Source organism: Paenimyroides marinum (genome assembly GCF_900108395.1).
In the GTDB taxonomy this organism is placed as follows: Bacteria; Bacteroidota; Bacteroidia; order Flavobacteriales; family Flavobacteriaceae; genus Flavobacterium; species Flavobacterium marinum.
In genome coordinates, this window is record NZ_FNXE01000013.1 from 1 (window position 1) to 20,643 (window position 20,643).

Sequence of the window (20,643 nt, forward strand, 5' to 3'; positions counted from 1 at the left end):
ATATTTAATTGGTTGACTACTTCGTTAACCAATCGAACGGGATGGTTTTGAGGAATTTTATTAAAAATATCTTCAGAAAAAAGACTTGGACTATTGGCTGGTAGCGACTTAAAGCGTATTTTTGACTTGTTTATCATACGAGCTCAAGATACATATTTTGAGGGTATAAACACAAAAAAAATCCCGAAAATTTTCGGGATTTTTGCGTTTTGTGACTTTTTAGACAGCCTCTTTTTTTAATCATCTTTTGGCTAAAATAAATTAAACTTTCATATAAAAAAAATGTATATTTGTTACTACATAATGATTTTCTCATAATATCATAATGTTTTTATTAATATATTAGGGAAGACAGTTTTTTCTGTCTTCCCTTTTTTATTCGTTCTTTTTTAAGTAAACGACAAAAATTATACTACCACAGATAATTTCGACTTGTCGAAATTTTAAAGACTTCAGAATTAAGTGCAAAGCATTTATTTGTGTTCATTTTTGATTGTAACTACCTGTTGTGCATTTGGACAAAAATTCATCAGTTCGAGTAAAAATCTGAAAGATTTTGTATCGGGAACTAAATAAAATACTTCTCGACACAAAATTTCTTCTACTTCGTTACAGAAATCTCACTCGAAGTGACGCTAGTTGATATTTTTCGTTTCTTAAATACACAACGAGTTGTAACTATCAAATTTTATTTGTTCATCTGTGGCTTATTATTTTTTGGTGTGTACTGAAAAATAATAATCTAAAATTATTTAATCTTAAAAAAAAGTATATATTTACCTTATAATAAAATGATTTTTTCATCATTAAGTATTTTTAAGTTATTAATATTAGAAAAGACAGTTTTTAACTGTCTTTTCTTTTTAATCATCTACACGTAAAAAATCACCTTTACTGTTAAAATCTAAATCTAAACCATTGGTTAATTCTACACTGTACCCCAACCGTTCTCTTTCAATTTTCACAATCTCTGTGTTTGGAAAACTCTTTTTAACGTAAGAAAGAATGTTTTTAGGAATAAATCCGGTGGGAATTGCGTTCCGTTTGCCATCAACCTCTTTCCATTCACCGTTGCCCGCAAACTCGATTTTTGTTCCGTTGGTTAAAACCAATTCATAATCCTTAGAAAGATAATCGTCGTCTAACGTTACTAAACTTACCTGTTTTGCACCAAAATATTTGGTTATGAACTGCTGACCTGCTTTTGGCAATTCGCTAAAAGTAATTACACGGTCTTGTGCAAAAGTTACACTTCCTACCAATAAAGCAATTGCTACCACTAACTTTTTCATCATTTGATTTATTTAATATTACAAAGCAAAGTTCAGAACCAAATTAGGAAAGAATTAGGAATTTATTTTTTTGTGATTTTAAATTCGTGCAGGTTGTTTAAAAATGAATAAGAAAGTGCAATAGCATTTTGTTTTTCAACGATGCTTTTTACAATAGAAAGCCCCAATCCGTTACTGTTTTTGGCGGTTCCCTGCTTATAAAAACGCTCATAAATCAATTTTGGATTGAGTGGAATGTGGCTGCCGCTGTTGGCAATTTTCAATTCGATTGTATCAATCAAAATTAAAAGTTTTTTTTCTTCATTATTGTGTTTTATCGCATTCCGCAACAGGTTTGAAAGTAAAACACGAGCCATTTCAGGGTGAAATTTCACTATAAAATCGCCTTTCTTCTCACATTGCACATAAAGTTGTTTTTCTTCTATAATTGAACTTAAAGTCTCTAATTCGTTTTGAAGCACTTCGGTAAAGTTAACCTTATCGGTCATTTTATACTGGTGGTTGTCAATACGCGAAAGCATCAACAGCGATTTATTTAAATGCACCATTCGCCACAGCGCGTCTTTGGCAGCAGTAATTTTGAGATACTCTTTTTCGGGCATATCGGTATTTTCTAACACCAGATCCAGTTCGTTTATAGTTACTGCCAAAGGTGTTTGCAGTTCGTGCGAAGCATTTTCTATAAACAGTTTTTGCTGTTGGTACATTTCCTCGTTGCGGTCAATCATTTCGATAACTTCTTCTTCTAAACTCGCAAATTCAATAACATTGCTTTTTACCGATTGTATCTGAGTATTTTTACCTAAACGATATTGTTTGATTTGATCTAAAATGGCATAAAAAGGTTTTAACGCCTTGCGGATAACCACTTGATGAATGACCAAGGCACTTAATAAAATCAATACATACAAGACAATTAATGAAATCGATAAATTAAAGATCATATCGTCTTCTTCCATCATTGAAGTTCTGATTTCCAAGATGTATTTTTCTTTATCTACGCCGTGAAAACCAGTTCGCAACACCCTGTACGGTTCGTTTTCGCCATCATAAGGCATAAAAACCATTTCGGTGGTTAAGTGGTTGCTCTCATCGTAATCGTCATCTGAAACCTTTAAGATACGGAACTGATTCACGCCAAATTCGTTTACTTTCGTTATGTTTGGATCTACATAAGCTTCTCTGATTATTTCTATTTTCTGATTTTTCAATCCGTCGTCGATATTGTCATACACTTCATCAACAATGGTTTTATAGAACAAAAATGCCCAGATGCCCATAACCACAAAAAGCAACGGCACCAGATACCGGAACGAATAATTTTTTAAAGACACTTTCATTTTTACTGTAATTTATAACCTACACCATAAACCGCCTGAATATCGGCTTCGGAATGAGCGGTTTTTAGTTTTTTACGAAGGTTTTTTATTTGCGAATAGATGAAGTCCAGGTTGTCGGCAAATTCAATATGATCGCCCCAAACGGTTTCTGCCAATGTGGTTTTCTGCATTACTTTTTCCGGACGAAGCATGAAATAATATAACAACTCGTATTCTTTCCTATTGAGTTTTAACTCTTTGCCAGCAACGGTAACCATACGGTCTTCGGGGTTTACCACAATGTTTTTGTATTGCAACAATGCGTTTCCGTTCTGTTGATTTTTTCTCAAAGCTACTTTTATCCTTGCCAGCAATTCTGCAAAATGAAAAGGTTTTGCCAGGTAATCATCGGCACCTACAAGCAAACCTTCTACCTTATCCTCTACGCTGTCTTTAGCCGAAAGAATAATCACAGAAGCTTTTGACTGTAGCTTTTTCAACTCTTTTAAAATATCCATTCCACTGCCGTCGGGCAGCATAATATCTAAGAGAATGCAGTCGTAATCAAACGAAATAATTTTATCTAAAGCCTCTTTAAACGTGGTTGCCGATTCTACTAAGATTTTCTCATTGTTCAGGAATTCTACAATGATCCTCTGCAACTGGACTTCGTCTTCTATTACCAGAATTTTCATAAGTAATCGTTAAAAAGGATAATATCTGAATTTCTATATTATCATTCAACCGATAAAATTACTTTAAATAAAAACGAAATACTGTTAAGCAAAAAATAAAAAAAGAGCCGGAAGAAATTTCGGCTCTTTTTTTAAGCTTTATCATCTGCCGATGGCCCGTAAACACCCGGAACAGGAATATCCAACAAACGCATATAAACGGTTAACTGCCCGCGGTGATGCACTAAATGATTGGTTACAATAAATCGCAACGCACCTGTCTTTGGCATGGAGGCCATCACGTGATCGCCTGCTTTTATCGTCCAGTTTTCAAATACCACGTTTTCGTTCATTTGTTCTATAATGGCTTTGTTTTTTTCAAAACCATTTTCCAGTGCTTCTAATAATTCATCAACCGATGTTAGCGTTGATGGTTTATAATCGGTATGAAAATCAAACACTTCTTTATTGATTATATAATCGACCCAATTGTGCAGTTCTACAATATGGTTTGCCAACTGCCCCATTGTCATTGATTTTTCGTGAGGTTTGTAACTAAATTTGTCATCATCTAACCGACTGATAATACGTTTTGTATTTTCTTTTTCGCGCTCTAATTCAATTAGTATTGCTTTTTTAATGCTCATTTTTATTTAATTTTTGTTGTTTAGTTTATTCAAATGGACAAGGTTCTGACTCTCTAAAAAAGATTGCTGTATTTCCAAAGTCAATTTTTAAATTGGAATGCTCTATTTCCTTTTTTCTATCACTTAGATTGATCAAATAATTTGCAAACTCTGTAAGCGTTTTTGTTTCTTCAGATTCGAAATTTTGAACGTAAACTCGCTTTTTACTTTTTAAAAATTCAAATTGATAATATAAACCATCCCTAACATACTCATTTATATATTCCCTTTCAAAATTATTCCCTTTAATGGTATCTAAATATTCATTGATTTTATTTTTTTCATAATCATCAATCAAATAAAAATAAGCTTTTACTCTTGCAGGGTAACTAGGCGAAACAAAAACAGTATCGCCTGTAAATTTAAATACTTTCAAATTTTGCATTCCTGCATATCCAAAAACAAAATCGTCCTGTAAACGAACTTTGTCTTTTGTACACGAAACAAAAATCAATATAAATGCAATAAAAAGAAACCTCATGAAAACTATATTTAAATTAATGTATTGCATCGTACGGAATATCTGGAACTATAAATCTTTCTAAATCTCCAAAATCCACATCTTTATTCCAATAAACTTCTTGACCCTGATAATACACTTGATTGTTTAAATCCCATCGCATTTTTGATTCATACAATTCTTCAAGAAATGTTGCAAATTTATTTATGTAATTTAATTCTTCAATCTCATAACTACCATTAAATCCATAAACGTAAATAGTTCTTTTTTTGTTTAAAAACTCAAATTGATACGACCCTCCATCCTGTAAACCTTCCTGAATATATTCTGACTTATAACTCCTTTTATTAATACTATCTAAAAAAATATTTATTTTATTTTTTTGTTCATCGGTCAACAAAAAGTAATGAACATTTTCACTTTTTGGATATTCTGAAGCTACAAAAACAGTATCATTTATAAATTTGAACGATTTAATTCTTGCATCTCCTCCTGACGTAAAAACAAAATCCTCCTGCAAACGGACTTTCTCTTTTGTACATGAAGTAAAAATCAATATAAATGCAATACAAAGAAACCTCATAAAAAAAATCGTTAACTAAAAATTGATCATTGTGATTATATCAAAGATATTAAAATAACGTGTTTTTTCAATAAAATTAATCCGTTAAAACAATTAAAAAAGTTGTATTTTTACACACTGTAATTATTGACATCTAAATTATAGCAATATATAATGAAACATACCAAGATTAAAGATCTGTTATCAGGATCAAGTCTTTTACAGGAAGTAGTAGCCAAAGGTTGGGTTCGTACATTCAGAAACAACCAGTTTATCGCATTAAACGACGGTTCTACCATTCACAACATTCAATGTGTTTTAGAATTAGACACATTTGCCGAGGAAATCATAAAACGCATTACAACCGGTGCGGCATTAAGTATTAAAGGAACATTGGTTGAAAGTCAGGGAAAAGGTCAAAAATACGAAATTCAGGTTTCGTCATTAGAGATTTTAGGCGATTCGGATCCTGAAAAATATCCCATGCAGCCTAAAAAACACTCGTTAGAATTTTTACGTGAAAATGCCCATTTACGCGTGCGTACCAATATGTTTGGTGCCATTATGCGTGTTCGCAGCACGCTGGCTTATGCCGTGCACAAATATTTTCAGGAAAACGGATTTTTCTATGTAAACACCCCTGTAATTACGGGATCTGATGCAGAAGGTGCCGGTGAAATGTTTCAGGTTACCTCATTACCATTAGACGGATCTGCTCCAAGAAACGAAGACGGAAGCATTAATTACAAAGAAGATTTTTTTGGAAAACACACCAATTTAACCGTTTCCGGGCAGTTAGAAGGTGAAGCATACGCCATGGCATTGGGTTCTATTTATACCTTTGGGCCAACATTTCGAGCGGAAAATTCAAACACTTCACGCCATTTAGCCGAGTTTTGGATGATTGAGCCCGAAGTTGCTTTCAATGATTTAGATGCCAATATGGATTTGGCAGAAGATTTTATTAAATCGGTTATCAAATACACACTTGAAAAATGTGAAGACGATTTAAAACAATTAGAAGCTCGCTTGATCGATGAAGAAAAATCGAAACCGCAGGCTGAGCGTTCTGATATGACCCTGCTTGAAAAATTGAATTTTGTTTTAGACAACAATTTTAAACGCGTTTCGTACACAGAAGCTATCGATATTTTAAAAGCATCTAAACCCAACAAAAACAAAAAATTCCAGTATTTAATTGACGAATGGGGTGCTGACCTTCAAAGTGAACACGAGCGTTTTTTAGTAGAAAAACACTTTAAATGTCCGGTAATTTTGTTTGATTATCCCGCAAAAATCAAAGCATTTTATATGCGCTTGAACGAAGACGGTAAAACAGTTCGTGCAATGGATATTCTATTCCCGGGAATCGGTGAAATTGTTGGCGGATCACAACGTGAAGAACGTTACGACGTTTTAGTTGAAAAAATGAAAGCCTTAAACATTTCTGAAGAAGAATTATGGTGGTATTTAGACACCCGCCGTTTTGGTTCGGCAGTTCACTCGGGCTTTGGTTTAGGATTTGAACGTTTGGTATTGTTTGTAACAGGAATGACAAACATCCGCGACGTAATTCCATTCCCAAGAACACCGGGAAGTGCAGAATTTTAAATAAAAAACGTTCAACTTAAAAAAGTTTGAACGTTTTTTTTATTATTTTACATCTTTAATTCGTTTATTAATGATTTTACCTAAAGAACTAAAAGAGGCTATAACCCATCTATCATCAACAGAAAAAGACAAACTAATTTTCCGTTTGTTAAAAAAAGATTTACCATTGGCTAACCGTTTGCTTTTTGAATTGGTAAGTACAGAAACTGTTGAAGAAAAACGAAATAAAATACAAAAATCATTAGCTTTTCAAATAGAACGAGCTGTTGAACAATTTTATTCACCCGGTTATTTATCGATGGATGTGCGGTATATGAGCGGAATGATTAACGAACACGTACAAATTACAAAAGATAAATTTGGTGAACCTTACCTTAATTTACTAATTTTAAACGGAATAATTCCAAAACTAAATAAAAAATTAGAAACCTATAAACCAATAAAAGCAAACAAATTTTATGTCCCTGCTTTGGCACGCATCTTTAAAATTTTAATGAATATTTCAAAATTTCATGAAGACGAACAATACGAATTTCGTGTAAACCTTAACAAATTAGGCAAAAGTATTGCAGAAAACCCTGATTTTATGAAAGCAGCCATAAACAATGGTTTAGATATAAATTGGTTATTAAATGCTGAAATACCAGAAAATATAGTTCAAATTCATAAAAACATTCGTGCATTGGGACTTTTAAAATAAAACAAAAAAAACGTATATTTTACAACCTTTAAAGTTTGACACAACGCTAATTATTTGTTATTTTTGGATAAATTAGTTTGTGTCAAACTTTTTTAAAACAATAAAGTTACAAGGAGCATTATAAAATGTTAAAGCAGAATTTACAGTTAAAATTATCGCAAAAATTATCGCCGCAGCAAATTCAATTAATGAAATTGATTCAATTGCCCACGCTTGCATTTGAACAACGATTAAAAGAAGAATTGGTAGAAAATCCGGCATTGGAATCGGGCAAAGATGATTTGAATGAAGCAGATGAATTTCAGGATAACGACGATGATTACGACGATTACGATAACGATCATATTGATACGGAAGACATCAATATCGACGATTATTTAAGTGATGACGAAATACCCGATTACAAACTTAAAAGCAATAATTACAGCGACGACGATGAGGAAACTTTTATGCCGATTGAAGCACAAATCAGTTTTCATCAAAGCTTAATTGAACAGCTAAATACTTTTATTCTAACAGACGAAGAACGAACCATTGCCGAATTCTTGATTGGCAGTATGGACGATATGGGATACATTCGCCGTGACATTCAGGATATTGTAGATGATATGGCGTTTACGCAAGGTATTTACTCTTCTGAAGAACAAGTGCAAGATATTTTAGAAAACATCATTCATGAGTTGGAGCCAAGCGGTGTGGGCGCACGTGATTTACAGGAATGCCTGTTGTTGCAGCTACAAAATAAAACGCCTAATGAATGGATTGATTTGGCTAAAGACATTGTTGAAAATCAGTTTGATGCATTTACCAAAAAACATTACGATAAATTATTGCAGAAATACAGCGTTTCACAATCACAGCTTCGCAAAGCTATTGATGAAATAGAGAAACTGAATCCTAAACCGGGCGGGAGTTTTTCGGGCAATTCAAGAGCTGTGGAACACATCATTCCCGATTTTACGGTAAAAGTAGAAGACGGTGAAATAGAATTATTACTAAACAGCAGAAATGCCCCGGAATTACACGTTTCTAAGGATTATCAGGAAATGTTGCAAACCTATAAGGAAACTAACGAAAAATCGTCAGCACAAAAAGATGCCGTTCAATTTATCAAACAAAAGTTAGACGGGGCCAAGTGGTTTATAGATGCCATTAAACAGCGTCAGGAAACCTTGTTTGTAACCATGAGTGCCATTATTGAATATCAAAAAGAATATTTTTTAGACGGCGACGAAACTAAAATCCGACCGATGATTTTAAAAGATATCGCCGATATGGTTGGGTTGGATATTTCTACCATTTCACGCGTTGCCAACAGTAAGTATGTAGATACACCTTACGGCACTAAACTGATTAAGGATTTCTTTTCTGAAGCCATGGTAAACGATCAGGGAGAAGAAGTGTCAACTATTGAAATTAAAAAAATATTGCAAAATATCATTGAGGAAGAAGACAAACAAAAACCACTACCCGATGACAAACTTGCCGACATGCTTAAAGAAAAAGGCTACCCGATTGCACGGCGAACTGTTGCAAAATATCGCGAACAATTAGACATTCCCGTAGCACGGATGCGCAGAAAAATTTAATGAAATACGCAGCAAAAATAATATCATATATTTTTCATCCTGTACTTATTCCTACAATAATTACAGGATGTTTTTACTTATTAAATGCTGATTTTTTTATTCCTGTAGAACGTTTTGTAGCAACCGGGCAAACGTTTTTAATGACGTTTTTATTACCGGTATGCATTTACTTTTTTCTAAAATCTTTAGGATTGTTAAAATCGTCGGTAATGGTTAAAAATGTTCAAGAACGCGCAGCTCCTGTGTTTTTAAATATTGTAATAATTAACATACTTGTTTTTAAAGTATGGGAAAACGTTTCTAATTCTGCCCTGAAAATTTTTTTTATAGCTTATTGCATTTCTTATACCCTGCTGTTTTTTGGTGTGTTGTTAAAACGTAAGTACAGCGTACACGTAGCAAGCGTTTGCAGTGTCATTCCGTTGTTTATAAACCAAACCACCACTTATTACCTTAATCCATATATTATTTTACCAATTTTATTGTTAATAATTGGCTTGGTAGCATCGGCAAGGCTTTATTTAAGGGCGCATACCAACGTAGAAATTATTCTGGGCGCGTTGATTGGTTTTGTACCGTCGTTTATCTTGTTTTATAAGATGTAAAACATTAACCCTACATTCAACATATTGATGTTTTCATTGATCAAATCTTTCTTATACAACGGCTTAAAACCGTAATAAGCATAAAAATTCCAAGTGTTAAACCCGGCAGCAACATATACGCCTATATTAGAATTTTCAAAAATATCTGTCCCTCTGAATGTTTGATTTCCTAATGTCCCTTTATATTTTGAAGTTGAATTTAGCAGATAACTGTATTTGACACCTGTATAAATCCGCCAGAATTTGTGCGAGTGTACTTTGGAATTTCTCCATCTAATTTCAATCGGGATTTCTATGTACGACAGTTTATGAACGTTCTTTTCCGGATCGTTATCAATATCAAAAACAACAGGATTTTCGTTAGTTAAAACAAGATTGTGCCGCAGATTATAAAATGCAAATCCAAAACCGGGAGCAATAGAAACGGTTCGTTGTTTATTTAGTGGAATATCCCTTAGAAATCCAAAATTGGTTCCGATCGAAATGGTACGCTGTGAAAAATCGTCCGAATTTTGTCGTAATATGCTATGTGTTATTCCCACATAAAACTGATCTTCCCTGTAAAAAGGATCTGTTACTTTTATGGTTCTGTCTAAAGCGGGCAAGCTGTCGGTAGCCTGAGAAATCGCCGTTACCGAGACCAACAAAAACAATATGTTAAGAAATAGTTTCATTTGTTAAAAATTATAAACCAAGCCAACGCTTAGCAATTGTTTAAACTGTACCCGCGGACCTTCGGTTATCTGCACACCGTCAACATCGCGCTTGTTCTTGATATCATCATCATAAATCAAATGTCCGCCTAAAGTTGCTTTTAACAAGCTGTTTACTTTCATTTCTAACATAAGCTGCCAGTCCACATCAACATTTCCAAAATTATTCAGATAATCGGTATATAAAGTTAAATTATTTTTTAATGAAACGTTTTTCATTAACGCTTTATTCCATTCGGTTGTAAAAAGAAAACCCAATTCATTTTTAGATTTTCGTCCTGCTTTCAGCAAATTACCGTTTTCGTCAAAAACACCGCCTTCTAAACCAAACTCTCCTTTGTTCGCTAAAACATCGTCTAAAACCAATGTTGATTTCAAGGTAAGCGGTGAAATATATGCCTTAAAATTATTTTTAAAGAATTCAGAACCGATACCCACAAATAAATATGCCGGTGCAAATGCCCGCGAAATAGGATTTTCTACATCGGGATAAGCGTAACCGTTAGCCATTTGCGTGTTTAAGGTCATTTTGGCAGAATAATACCAGTTCGATTTGACCGATGATTTGTAACCAAAAGAAGAATTGATACTTAAAACATCATCTGTTTTCCGCAATTCTACATTTTCTTGTTTGTTCAGCCCGTAACGCACTTTCAACTCATTTTGCCAAACGGTTCTGCCCTTTTCGTAATTTCTTGAAAAGTCGCCTTTCACAATTCCGGAGACCGAACTATACCCGCCGGCACTCCAGTTTGAAAACGTTCCCTGATTGATATCCAATCCAACACTGTTGGTCTTTTTCCAAAAACTTAACTCAGACCGAATGGGAGATAACGCATCGTAAAGAATCTGTGAATTGGCACGTGGGGTTCTGTCGTAAACAAAACCATTGGGTTTAGGAATTAAGAAGTAAGCTAAATCGGTATTTTTATTGCGTTTGGTTACTTCAAAAGTAGAAACCACCACTTGTTGCACATCGCCCGACTTAAGTTCCATTAAAACAGAATCCTGCAAAACCATTTTGGGTTCCACCGTGATTGGTCGTATAAAAATAGTGTCATTTTTTTTAACCAAGGTGTCAAAAACCGAAAATTGTGTTCTGTAAAAAGCGTCTATACTTTTTTGCTTTTTTTCCATTTCGAGCGAATCGACTGTTTGTGAAAAGCCAATTGCTGAAAAAAACATAAAAAATACAATTATTCTAAATTGATACATTACTTACTTTTTTAAATAAATTTTGCATGGATAAGCTGTCTAATCCGCAATAAATAAATTGTTCGTTTACGGTGGCGTGCTCTATAAATTCATCGGGCACTCCCAGGTTTATTATCGTAACTTTTAATTTGTTTTTTAAAACAATCTGATTTATCATACTGCCAAATCCGCCATTAATCACTCCTTCTTCTAATGTGATGATGGTTTGATACCTTTCGATTAAATCAACAATAGCTTTTTCATTTAGGGGCTTTATCTGTAAAAAATGATACACCGAGAAAAAACCGGTATCAAAATTCAGTGCTTCCAAAACATTTTCGATAATGGTTCCTGTTGAAAAAACAGCTGCTTCAGTTCCTTTCTTAATTTTCTGGATTTTAGAAAAATCGATTGTTTCAAAAGGTACTTTCCAATTTTTTTCTGATGAATAACCCCGTGGATAACGAACGGCTACAGGCTGTGAATTAGCATCTTGCAACGTATATAATGTTTGCCGTAACTCAACAGCATCTTTTGGTGCCAGTATTTTTAAATTGGGAATGGCGTTTAAATAAGCAATATCAAAAATTCCCTGATGTGTTGCTCCATCCTCACCCACCAAACCGGCACGGTCAATACAAAAAATTACAGGAATATTTTGCAATGCCACATCATGAATCAACTGATCATAAGCCCGTTGCAAAAAAGTAGAATAAATGGTACAAAAAACAGTAAAACCACTCAACGAAATACCTGCTGCCAAAGTAACCGCGTGCTGCTCAGCAATTCCCACATCAATGGCACGATCCGGAAACGCATCCATCATATATTTTAAAGAGCTTCCGGTAGGCATTGCCGGAGTAATAGCAAATAGTTTATTGTTCTTTTGAGCCAATTCTAACAACGTCAGCCCGAAAACATCCTGATATTTGGTAAATTCTTGTTGGTTATTTTGTAACAGGTCTCCTGTTATTTTATCAAACTTCCCCGGTGCATGGTACAGCACCTGATTTTCTTCTGCCTTTTTCAATCCCTTACCTTTGGTAGTAACAACGTGTAGGAACTGAGGTTTGTTTTTATTTTTTAATCGTTGGAATTCATTAATGAGCATTTTTAAATCATGCCCGTCAATGGGTCCTGAATAATCAAAATTCAACGATTTAATCATATTGTTTTCTTTTGGATTTTTTCCTTGCTTCACCTGCATCAAATAACTTTTCAATGCACCTACGCTGGGGTCTATCCCAATGGCATTATCGTTTAAAACAACTATAAGACGAGCGTTAGTTACCCCGGCGTGATTCAAAGCTTCAAAAGCCATGCCCGAGGCGATTGAGGCATCACCAATCACCGCAATATGCTGATTATTTTTGCCTTGTAATTTATCGCCAATAGCCATACCCAATGCTGCCGAGACCGAAGTTGAAGAATGCCCCACGCCAAAGGCATCATATTCACTCTCACTGATTTTAGGAAAACCACTGATACCATTCTTTCTCCGGTTGCTGTCAAAAACTTCTTTTCTGCCTGTAAGTATTTTGTGTACATATGCCTGATGACCAACATCCCAAACCAATTTATCAATTGGCGTATCAAACACATAATGCAGTGCAATGGTTAATTCCACCACGCCTAAACTCGCCCCCAAATGACCACCGTTGACCGATACCACGTCGATTATAAACCTACGGATTTCACCGGCTAACTGTTCCAATTCTTCCATGGTTTTCGATTTTAAATCAGAAGGAAATTGAATAGTAGGTAAAATGGCTGCCATTAATTTTATATTTTTGAACAAATTTACAATAATATCTTATTTTAAAACCATATTTTGGAATGATACTTAACGATGAATATTATATGCGTATTGCGTTAAACGAAGCAAAAGAAGCTTTTTTTAAGGGTGAAATTCCTATAGGCGCAGTCATTGTAGCCAACAATCAGATCATTGCAAAAACGCACAATTTAACTGAAAACTTGAACGACGTTACCGCCCATGCCGAAATGCAGGCGATTACTGCTGCTGCGAATGCCATTGGTGGAAAATATTTAAAAAACTGTACGCTGTATTTAACCGTGGAACCCTGCCAAATGTGTGCCGGTGCATTGTATTGGAGCCAGATTTCAAAAATTGTTGTGGGAACAAAAGACAACAAACGGGGTTTTGAAACAATGGGTGGACAGTTGCATCCAAAAACCGAAATAATCTACGGAGTTTTAGAACAGGAATGTAAAAGTTTAATGCTTGATTTTTTTCAAAATAAAAGATAAAAATGCCATTCTGAACGAAGTGAAGAATCCTTAAATTCCTCCTTCGTTGGAATGCCAAGTTAAATTTTATATGTTTTTCTAAACAACTTTATTATTTAAAAACGGTATCCCAAAGATGCAAGATTTTTAAAACCTTGTAGCTTTAATTTTTTTGATAATTTATACCTACAAGGTCAAAAAAAAGACCTTGCAGGATTAACCAACTCTTATGATATGTTAATTATCAATGAATTACCAATCGAATTGAGGTTATTATTTAAAAACGATACCCCAAAGATAATTGCATTACCTTATTTTTCCAATCTACATCGGGGTGATCGGTTACATTTGTCATTCCGGCATTATAGCGTGCCGAAAGCATTAAATTTAACGGCAGATTAAGACTTAAACCTACATTGACAGAAAAGTTAAAATCATTGAATTTAGGACTGTCCGGATTTAAATCTTCAAACTTCATATTCGATTCTGTTAAAAAACCGGCTTGCGGTCCGGCTTCAATAGCTAATGAATTGGTTAGATAATATTTAATCATTACCGGAACGTTGACATAATTCAGGTTAAAATCGTGTTCAACGGTTGCGTTATCAACTTTCCATTTTCCGCCTTCAGAAGAATAATACACTTCGGGTTGAATAGCAATTTTATTAAACCGAAGTTCGGCAAAAAAACCGGCATGGAATCCATTTTTTGAATTGTTATCATGGAATTGACTCCAGCTTTTTCCTGATAATTTCGCATTGTTGTAACCCACTTTGGGTCCAAACGAAAATTCTTGTGCCTGTACTGAATTGGCACAAAACAATGCCGTACAAAGCATTGCGATAATTTGGGGTAACTGTTTCATAATATTGGGCATTTATGAATTGTTTATCAAATTTTAATCCAAAGCCAAAATTACCGAAAAAATATGGGCTACGCTAATTAAAAAACAGGAAAACTGTGTGTTTTTTCTACAAGTAGTATTTGGGTAAACAAAAAACCCTGTCAAAGTTTAAAACTTTGACAGAGTTAAATTTACATATTTTTATTTCAATTAAAATTTGTATCCAACACCTACTTGAATTACACCGTTTTTAGTTGCATCTCCAACATTAGTATCCTCTCTAATATCTGACAAACCTAGGTTATAACGCGCTCCAACAAAAAGCCCTATAGGTAAATCGTAAGCTAAACCAAAATTCAAACCAAAATCAGTAGATTTATAAAAATCTTTAGAATCAGTTGTAATATTACCAACCTTAGTTTCAGATTTCATTAAAAAGCCAATTTGTGGACCCAATTCAACAGAAAACCCTTCAACGATATAATATTTTGCCATAATTGGCACATTAATATAGTCATTCTTAATTTCACCATCTACTCCTAACGCATTAAATGAAGCACCTTGAGCTGAATACAAAACCTCTGGTTGAACAGAAAATTTTTCGTTAAATTTAATTTCAACAACAGCACCTACGTGAAAACTTGTTTTCATTTCACTGTTCTCTGCACCATTTAAATTAGCAAAGTTAACCCCAGCTTTTGGACCAAATTTTACTTCTTGTTGCGCCAATGCACTTGTAGAGAACGCAACTAAACCTAATAAGGTTAAGGTAATTTTTTTCATAAAATATTTATTTTTTAATAACTATTAAAACAAATTTAACCATTTATTTGATTTTACAAAATTATTAACTAAAAAAAATATGATATAAAAAACTACACTGATTTAAAAGTAACCTTTTTACATTATTTTCTACCAATATTTTTTTTAAACAAAAAACAACGTTTTAAGTACACTCTAGAAGGATTTATTAAAATTTGTAACCAATAGAAACTTGGATCACCCCGTTTTTAACATTATCAGTTTTTAAATGAGTTTCATATCTTTCTCCTTCTTCATCTGTTTGAACAAAAGTAAAATCTTTACCTACTTTGCTTAATCCCAAATTATAACGTGCTTCTACAAAGAAACCATTATTTAAATTAAAACTTGCACCTGCTCCTAAACCAAAATCAACAGAATTTGTTCCATTTTTAATATCTTCTGTTTCCTTTCCTGAACTTAATTCAGTTTCACCTTGAAATGTTAATGAACTCTTATATTCAGATTTCCATTCGGATTTAATATTAAAACCTACATAAGGTCCTGCTTCAATAGCCAAACTTGGAATTATATAATATTTAGCCATAATTGGCACATTGATATAATGTAAATTCCATTTCATTTCACCATCTATTTCATAATCTATAGGCATTCCAAAAATAATATCCGTACCTTTTTCATACTGTTTATATTTTCCACCTTGCACAGAATATAAAACTTCGGGTTGAATTGCAAATTTATCGTTAAACTTAATTTCTGCAAAAGCTCCAATATGAAAGCCAGTTTGTCCTTTATCAAACTCTAATTGATCTTCCTGGTATTCAGCATCAAAAAACTTTCCGCTTACATTAGCAAAGTTAACCCCTGCTTTGGGACCAAATTTTACTTCTTGTTGTGCCAGTGCACTTGTAGAGAACGCAACTAAACCTAATAAAGTTAAGGTAATTTTCTTCATAAAATATTTGTTTTTTAAATAACTTTTCAAACAAATTTAACCATTTATTTGATTTTACAAAATTATTAACTAAAAAAGTATGGTAATCAAAACAGCTCTAAACAACAATTAATAAAAAAAGCCTGTCCGAAAAGTGTCATTTTGAGCAAAACGGAGTGAAGTCGAAAAATATAAAGCACTATTATAAGAGATTCATCCGTTGTCGGAATGACAATTACACTTAATTATTTGACTTTTCGGACACCTTCTTTGCTTATAGCTTATAGCCTAAAGCTTAAAGCTATAAACTTACTTTTTAATCACCTTAACCGTTGCTACATTATTGTGAATGGTTGTTACTTTAACAAAATAAACTCCATTGGTTGCGTTTTGCAGGTTTAACTGGTTACTGCTGCCAAACATGCCGTTTTGTATTTCACGCCCGTTCATATCGTAAACTACATAATTTAACAAAGTTTCATCGGTTTCTATATTTATAATATCATTGGTTGGGTTTGGGTAAACATTTACCTTGATGTTGTTAAACTTTTCGGTACTGTTGGTACCGCAGGCATAAGCTCCTAACTTGGCAACAAAAAAGTTTGACTGCCCAGTGCTTACCAAAGGGGTTATGCCTAGTGTGTTGTTCATAAACAAATTGGCATTAAAAGTACCGGCGGTTATATAGTTGCCGTCGTTATCGGTGGCTACAGCAGTCATTTGTTTGGTACTTACAGCCTCACCCTGTATATCGTGTACGTTTATTACCGCCCCGGTTTGTTTATTCAAACGTACCAATACAGGATCCGGTTGATAATTTATTATTGGACGTACTACTTCTATTGTACCCCAAAAATCTGCACCACTCTGTACCCCAAAAGCAACCTCGTTTCCTTTAAGGGCAATACCTTTACCTTGTCGTGGTGCAGGTCCTAAAACACCTGAACTATAAGCAGCTGTTGCCTGTACCCATTGTACCACTCCGTTACTGTTAATTTTAAAAATCATAGGTATAGTAAAGTCTGCACCAGGAGTAAAGAGATATGGGGTTACACTGGGATCATTAGGATCATATATCTTTAGGTCTTGCTCGTTATAGTTTTTGTACAAATCTCCTCCAATATATATATCTGAATTCGTATCAATTTTAATTGATTTGAACCTGTTAGACGGCTGTATGGCAGGTCCTCCTACTATTGGATTAGAATATAGTTCTCTATGCCACAACAAGCCGCCATTGGTACCGTCAATGGCAAATAAAAATGAAAGGTTAACTACACTACTGCCGTCATACGTAAGTGGTGCATTCTTTCTATGACCTGTAACATAATATCGGTTTAGGTTTTCATCGTAAGCAAAATAGGTAGATCCTTTGGCAAAACCGGTTCCGTCCGGAATAGGCAAAAGCATACTGCTTACATAATTTAGATCCTTGTCGTATTTAGCCAGATAATATTGAAAGGCTGCAGTGGTATTGGGAACATTAACATTATTATCTAAATAGCCATTCCCTTTACGTAAGCCAATTATAAAATGTAAGTTATCTTTACTGTCTATTGCAAGGTCTAATAATTGCGGAGGTAAAAACTCCATAGCATTAACAGCTCCTTCTAAAGCTTCTCTTTTAATATAGTTGCCATTGCTGTCGTATTTTACTAAATATGCTGTTTTAAAACCTTCTTGTGCTATTTGTGGGTTGGTAAGGTCAGGGTAAGGTATAGAGTCTGTTGGGCTAAAATGAACGGGCAGTCCGTCAGTAGTAGCATCGTCATTCCTTACATAAGCGCCTATATAAACATTGTTTTGGCTGTCTAAAACCAAATTGTAAGCACTATCATCAAATGCCCCTCCAATGGCTTGGCTCCAACGTACGGTACCATCACACGTAGTAGAAAATAAAAAGATATCCTCCACTCCCCCTGCTACAGAACTTGATAAGTTGTAGGTTTTTACAGATTGCCCATCAAGTTGCACCCCATTCTTTCCATAAACCGAAGCAATAAAATAATAATTATTGTCGGTGCCAACTTTAATATCGTGTATTTGTTCATTGCCGGAGTCGCCCGAAGGTCCGCCACCGCTTACTGCCCAGTCCCAGTTGTAGGTTTGGGCGGTTGAGAAGAAAGAGGAAAGAAGAAAGAGGAAAGATAGTATTTGGCACTTCGATACTTCGACAGGGCTCAGTAACCGCAGGCTCAGTGACCGTAGGCTCGGCATGACAAACTGAATGAGATGCTGAAACAAGTTCAGCATGACAAACTTTGTTGGGTGTAATTGTTGTTGCATAATTTCTTTTGTTTTATTGTTGAATTGTTGAATCGTTGATTTGTTGATTTGTTGATTTGTGATAAACTGTATATTTTATTTGGTTTTGATTGGCTACACCTCCCTAGTCCTCCTCAAAGAGGGAATAAGCAGTGTTATAATAATAAAAGCTAATGCCCGCAGTTTTACGTTATAACTTTGGACATTAGACTTTAGACTATATAAAACTTACTTTTTAATCACCCTAACGGTTGCTACATTATTGTGAATGGTTGTTACTTTAACAAAATATACCCCGTTGGTTGCATTTTGCAGGTTTAACTGGTTACTGCTGCCAAATATGCCGTTTTGTATTTCACGACCGTTCATATCGTAAACTACATAATTTAACAAAGTTTCATCGGTTTCTATATTTATAATATCATTGGTTGGGTTTGGGTAGACATTTACCTTGATGTTGTTAAACTTCTCGGTACTGTTAGTGCCGCAGGCATAAGCCCCTAACTTCGCAACAAAAAAGTCTGACTCTCCTGCACTGTTAAGCGGTGCTATGCCCGGCGTGTTAGAAAACAATGCATCCATAAAATGTCCTCCCGTAACATAGTTACCATCCCTATCTACAGCTAAAGCAGTCATAGTCTTATTGCTGCCCGGATCATCTATCGAATGCATACCAATGGTTGTTCCGGTTTGTTTGTCAAAACGTAGTAATGTAGGAGCAGTTCCTTGACCATACGGGTAATTCAGCGTAAAGCTGTCCCACTGAAAATTTCCTTCACTACTGCCAAAGGCAACCTCACCCGATTTCAATGCCAATCCCTTTTGTATTGCCGTATGGTTGGTTTGTTTTCCGGGAGCAAAAGCTGTAGGAGTTTTTACCCATTGCACTGTACCACTGCTGTTGAATTTTATAACTATTGGCACATTAGTAGTCACGGGAGGTATAAAAGAATAAGTAGTATTTATAGAATCGTTAGGGTTGTATATTTTTACCGGTTCCGGAGGGTATATGGTTTGTGAAAACTTACCACCAAAATAAACATCCGAGTTGGTGTCAACTTGCAAAGAGGTCATCCATGCAAATGCTAACTGATTATTAACCGGTTTAGCATATAATTCCCTATGCCAAAGCAAGCCGCCATCGGTACCGTCAATGGCAAATAAAAATGAAAGGTTTTCCACAGCACTGCCGTCATATGATAGGGGAACAAGTCCCCCAACATGTCTATAACCGGAAATATAATATTGGTTTAAGTTCTCGTCATAAGCAAATTTTACAGCCCCCACAGTACCCTGACCGGGAAATCCTCCGTTAGTAACCGGCAGCTGCATACTGCTAACATAATTTAAGTCACTATCGTATTTTGCTAAAAAATACAGATAATCTGTAACCGTATTAGGAACGGTAACCTTATTGTCTAAATGTGTCCCTTTCATTAATCCCACAATAAAATGCAGATTATTTTGGCTATCAATGGCAAGTTCTAAAAGATGTGAATAATAGGTAGAAAAAGTAACATCATTCCCTTGCAATGCTTTTTTACCTATAAATTGTCCGTTACTATCATATTTAACTAAAAAAGAGGTTTTAAGATCATCTTGATGATTTTGGTTATTGTAATCCGGATTTTGTAAAGAATCTGTTGGGCTAAAGTGAACAGGGTGTCCATCAGGCGTGATATAATCATTACGCACATTTGCCCCAACATACACGTTATTTTGATTGTCTAAAACTAAATTAAATGCATAATCGTGCGTACCTCCCCCAATGGCTTGGCTCCAACGTACGTTACCATCACACGTAGTTGAAAATAAAAAGATATCAGGACTGCCACCAGCAACAGAGATTGATTGGTTATATGTTTTTACGGATTGCCCATTTAGCTGAACTCCATTCTTTCCATACACCGTAGCTATAAAATAGTAGTTGTTGTCGGTACCTACTTTAATGTCGTATATTTGTTCGTCTCTGGTATCTCCCAAAGGTCCGCCGCCGCTTACTGCCCAGTCCCATTTGTAGGTTTGAGCATAGCTCGGAACAGAGAACAGAGAACAGAGAATAGAGAAAAAAGAAAGAAGTTTAATGCGCTGTCTTGATAAGTAATGATGAGATGCTGCACTTCGACTAGGCTCAGTGACCAATTCAGCATGACAAACTGTTGTGTGTAGTTTATTTTTCATAG

Annotated in this window: 19 protein-coding genes; 5 read left to right on the forward strand and 14 right to left on the reverse strand. The window is 34.7% G+C overall.

Features of this window, described 5'->3' with window-relative positions; translation table 11 throughout:
- Positions 1-863: 863 nt before the first annotated feature.
- From BLW20_RS05820 to BLW20_RS05845, 6 genes are all read right to left on the reverse strand, one after another.
- The gene (locus tag BLW20_RS05820) at positions 864-1,295 is read right to left on the reverse strand and encodes a PepSY-like domain-containing protein (protein ID WP_091097335.1); all 432 of its coding nucleotides are present in this window, start codon (positions 1,293-1,295) and stop codon (positions 864-866) included.
- Between the two features lie 59 nt (positions 1,296-1,354).
- Positions 1,355-2,632: a sensor histidine kinase gene (locus BLW20_RS05825; RefSeq protein WP_091097337.1), complete on the reverse strand. Its 1,278-nt coding sequence runs from the start codon at positions 2,630-2,632 to the stop codon at positions 1,355-1,357.
- Between the two features lie 2 nt (positions 2,633-2,634).
- Positions 2,635-3,306 (reverse strand): response regulator transcription factor, encoded by a 672-nt coding sequence (locus BLW20_RS05830; RefSeq protein WP_091097339.1) that lies wholly within the window; start codon positions 3,304-3,306, stop codon positions 2,635-2,637.
- Between the two features lie 131 nt (positions 3,307-3,437).
- Positions 3,438-3,932, reverse strand: a complete 495-nt coding sequence (locus BLW20_RS05835) for a DinB family protein (RefSeq protein WP_091097341.1) — start codon at positions 3,930-3,932, stop codon at positions 3,438-3,440.
- A gap of 25 nt (positions 3,933-3,957) precedes the next feature.
- Complete coding sequence (locus tag BLW20_RS05840; protein WP_091097343.1) at positions 3,958-4,482, reverse strand: hypothetical protein; 525 nt, start codon at positions 4,480-4,482, stop codon at positions 3,958-3,960.
- Positions 4,469-5,014, reverse strand: a complete 546-nt coding sequence (locus tag BLW20_RS05845) for a hypothetical protein (protein WP_091097345.1) — start codon at positions 5,012-5,014, stop codon at positions 4,469-4,471. The genes BLW20_RS05840 and BLW20_RS05845 overlap by 14 nt, the downstream gene beginning before the upstream one ends.
- A gap of 153 nt (positions 5,015-5,167) precedes the next feature.
- On the opposite strand from BLW20_RS05845, the gene asnS reads away from it, so the two are divergent.
- From asnS to BLW20_RS05865, 4 genes are all read left to right on the forward strand, one after another.
- Positions 5,168-6,604 carry an asparagine--tRNA ligase gene (gene asnS / locus BLW20_RS05850; RefSeq protein ID WP_091097348.1) on the forward strand — a complete coding sequence of 479 codons (1,437 nt, stop codon included), beginning with the start codon at positions 5,168-5,170 and terminating at the stop codon, positions 6,602-6,604.
- A 70-nt stretch (positions 6,605-6,674) separates the two neighbouring features.
- On the forward strand, positions 6,675-7,304 hold the full coding sequence (locus BLW20_RS05855; RefSeq protein ID WP_091097350.1) for a hypothetical protein: 630 nt from the start codon (positions 6,675-6,677) through the stop codon (positions 7,302-7,304).
- A gap of 125 nt (positions 7,305-7,429) precedes the next feature.
- Positions 7,430-8,893, forward strand: a complete 1,464-nt coding sequence (rpoN, locus tag BLW20_RS05860; protein ID WP_091097351.1) for an RNA polymerase factor sigma-54 — start codon at positions 7,430-7,432, stop codon at positions 8,891-8,893.
- Positions 8,893-9,498 carry a hypothetical protein gene (locus BLW20_RS05865; RefSeq protein ID WP_091097353.1) on the forward strand — a complete coding sequence of 202 codons (606 nt, stop codon included), beginning with the start codon at positions 8,893-8,895 and terminating at the stop codon, positions 9,496-9,498. The genes rpoN and BLW20_RS05865 overlap by 1 nt, the downstream gene beginning before the upstream one ends.
- On the opposite strand, the gene BLW20_RS05870 is transcribed toward BLW20_RS05865, so the two are convergent.
- The 3 genes from BLW20_RS05870 to BLW20_RS05880 are packed head-to-tail and all read right to left on the reverse strand — an operon-like array spanning position 9,486 to position 13,182.
- Complete coding sequence (locus BLW20_RS05870) at positions 9,486-10,172, reverse strand: porin family protein (RefSeq protein ID WP_091097355.1); 687 nt, start codon at positions 10,170-10,172, stop codon at positions 9,486-9,488. The genes BLW20_RS05865 and BLW20_RS05870 overlap by 13 nt on opposite strands.
- A 3-nt stretch (positions 10,173-10,175) precedes the next feature.
- The gene (locus tag BLW20_RS05875) at positions 10,176-11,396 is read right to left on the reverse strand and encodes a DUF3078 domain-containing protein (protein WP_177165039.1); all 1,221 of its coding nucleotides are present in this window, start codon (positions 11,394-11,396) and stop codon (positions 10,176-10,178) included.
- Positions 11,397-11,412: 16 nt separating this feature from the next.
- Complete coding sequence (locus BLW20_RS05880) at positions 11,413-13,182, reverse strand: 1-deoxy-D-xylulose-5-phosphate synthase (protein ID WP_091097359.1); 1,770 nt, start codon at positions 13,180-13,182, stop codon at positions 11,413-11,415.
- A 59-nt stretch (positions 13,183-13,241) separates the two neighbouring features.
- On the opposite strand from BLW20_RS05880, the gene BLW20_RS05885 reads away from it, so the two are divergent.
- Positions 13,242-13,676, forward strand: a complete 435-nt coding sequence (locus BLW20_RS05885; protein ID WP_091097361.1) for a nucleoside deaminase — start codon at positions 13,242-13,244, stop codon at positions 13,674-13,676.
- Positions 13,677-13,932: 256 nt separating this feature from the next.
- On the opposite strand, the gene BLW20_RS05890 is transcribed toward BLW20_RS05885, so the two are convergent.
- The 5 genes from BLW20_RS05890 to BLW20_RS05910 form a co-directional block, all read right to left on the reverse strand.
- A complete protein-coding gene (locus tag BLW20_RS05890; protein WP_177165040.1) occupies positions 13,933-14,520 on the reverse strand; it encodes a porin family protein in 588 nt (195 codons plus the stop codon).
- Between the two features lie 189 nt (positions 14,521-14,709).
- Positions 14,710-15,282, reverse strand: coding sequence for a porin family protein (locus BLW20_RS05895; RefSeq protein ID WP_091097365.1), 573 nt, complete (start codon positions 15,280-15,282; stop codon positions 14,710-14,712).
- Between the two features lie 187 nt (positions 15,283-15,469).
- Positions 15,470-16,216: a porin family protein gene (locus tag BLW20_RS05900; protein ID WP_091097499.1), complete on the reverse strand. Its 747-nt coding sequence runs from the start codon at positions 16,214-16,216 to the stop codon at positions 15,470-15,472.
- Positions 16,217-16,504: 288 nt separating this feature from the next.
- Complete coding sequence (locus BLW20_RS05905) at positions 16,505-18,481, reverse strand: T9SS type A sorting domain-containing protein (RefSeq protein ID WP_091097367.1); 1,977 nt, start codon at positions 18,479-18,481, stop codon at positions 16,505-16,507.
- Positions 18,482-18,688: 207 nt separating this feature from the next.
- Positions 18,689-20,641 (reverse strand): T9SS type A sorting domain-containing protein, encoded by a 1,953-nt coding sequence (locus BLW20_RS05910; protein ID WP_091097368.1) that lies wholly within the window; start codon positions 20,639-20,641, stop codon positions 18,689-18,691.
- Between the last annotated feature and the right edge of the window lie 2 nt (positions 20,642-20,643).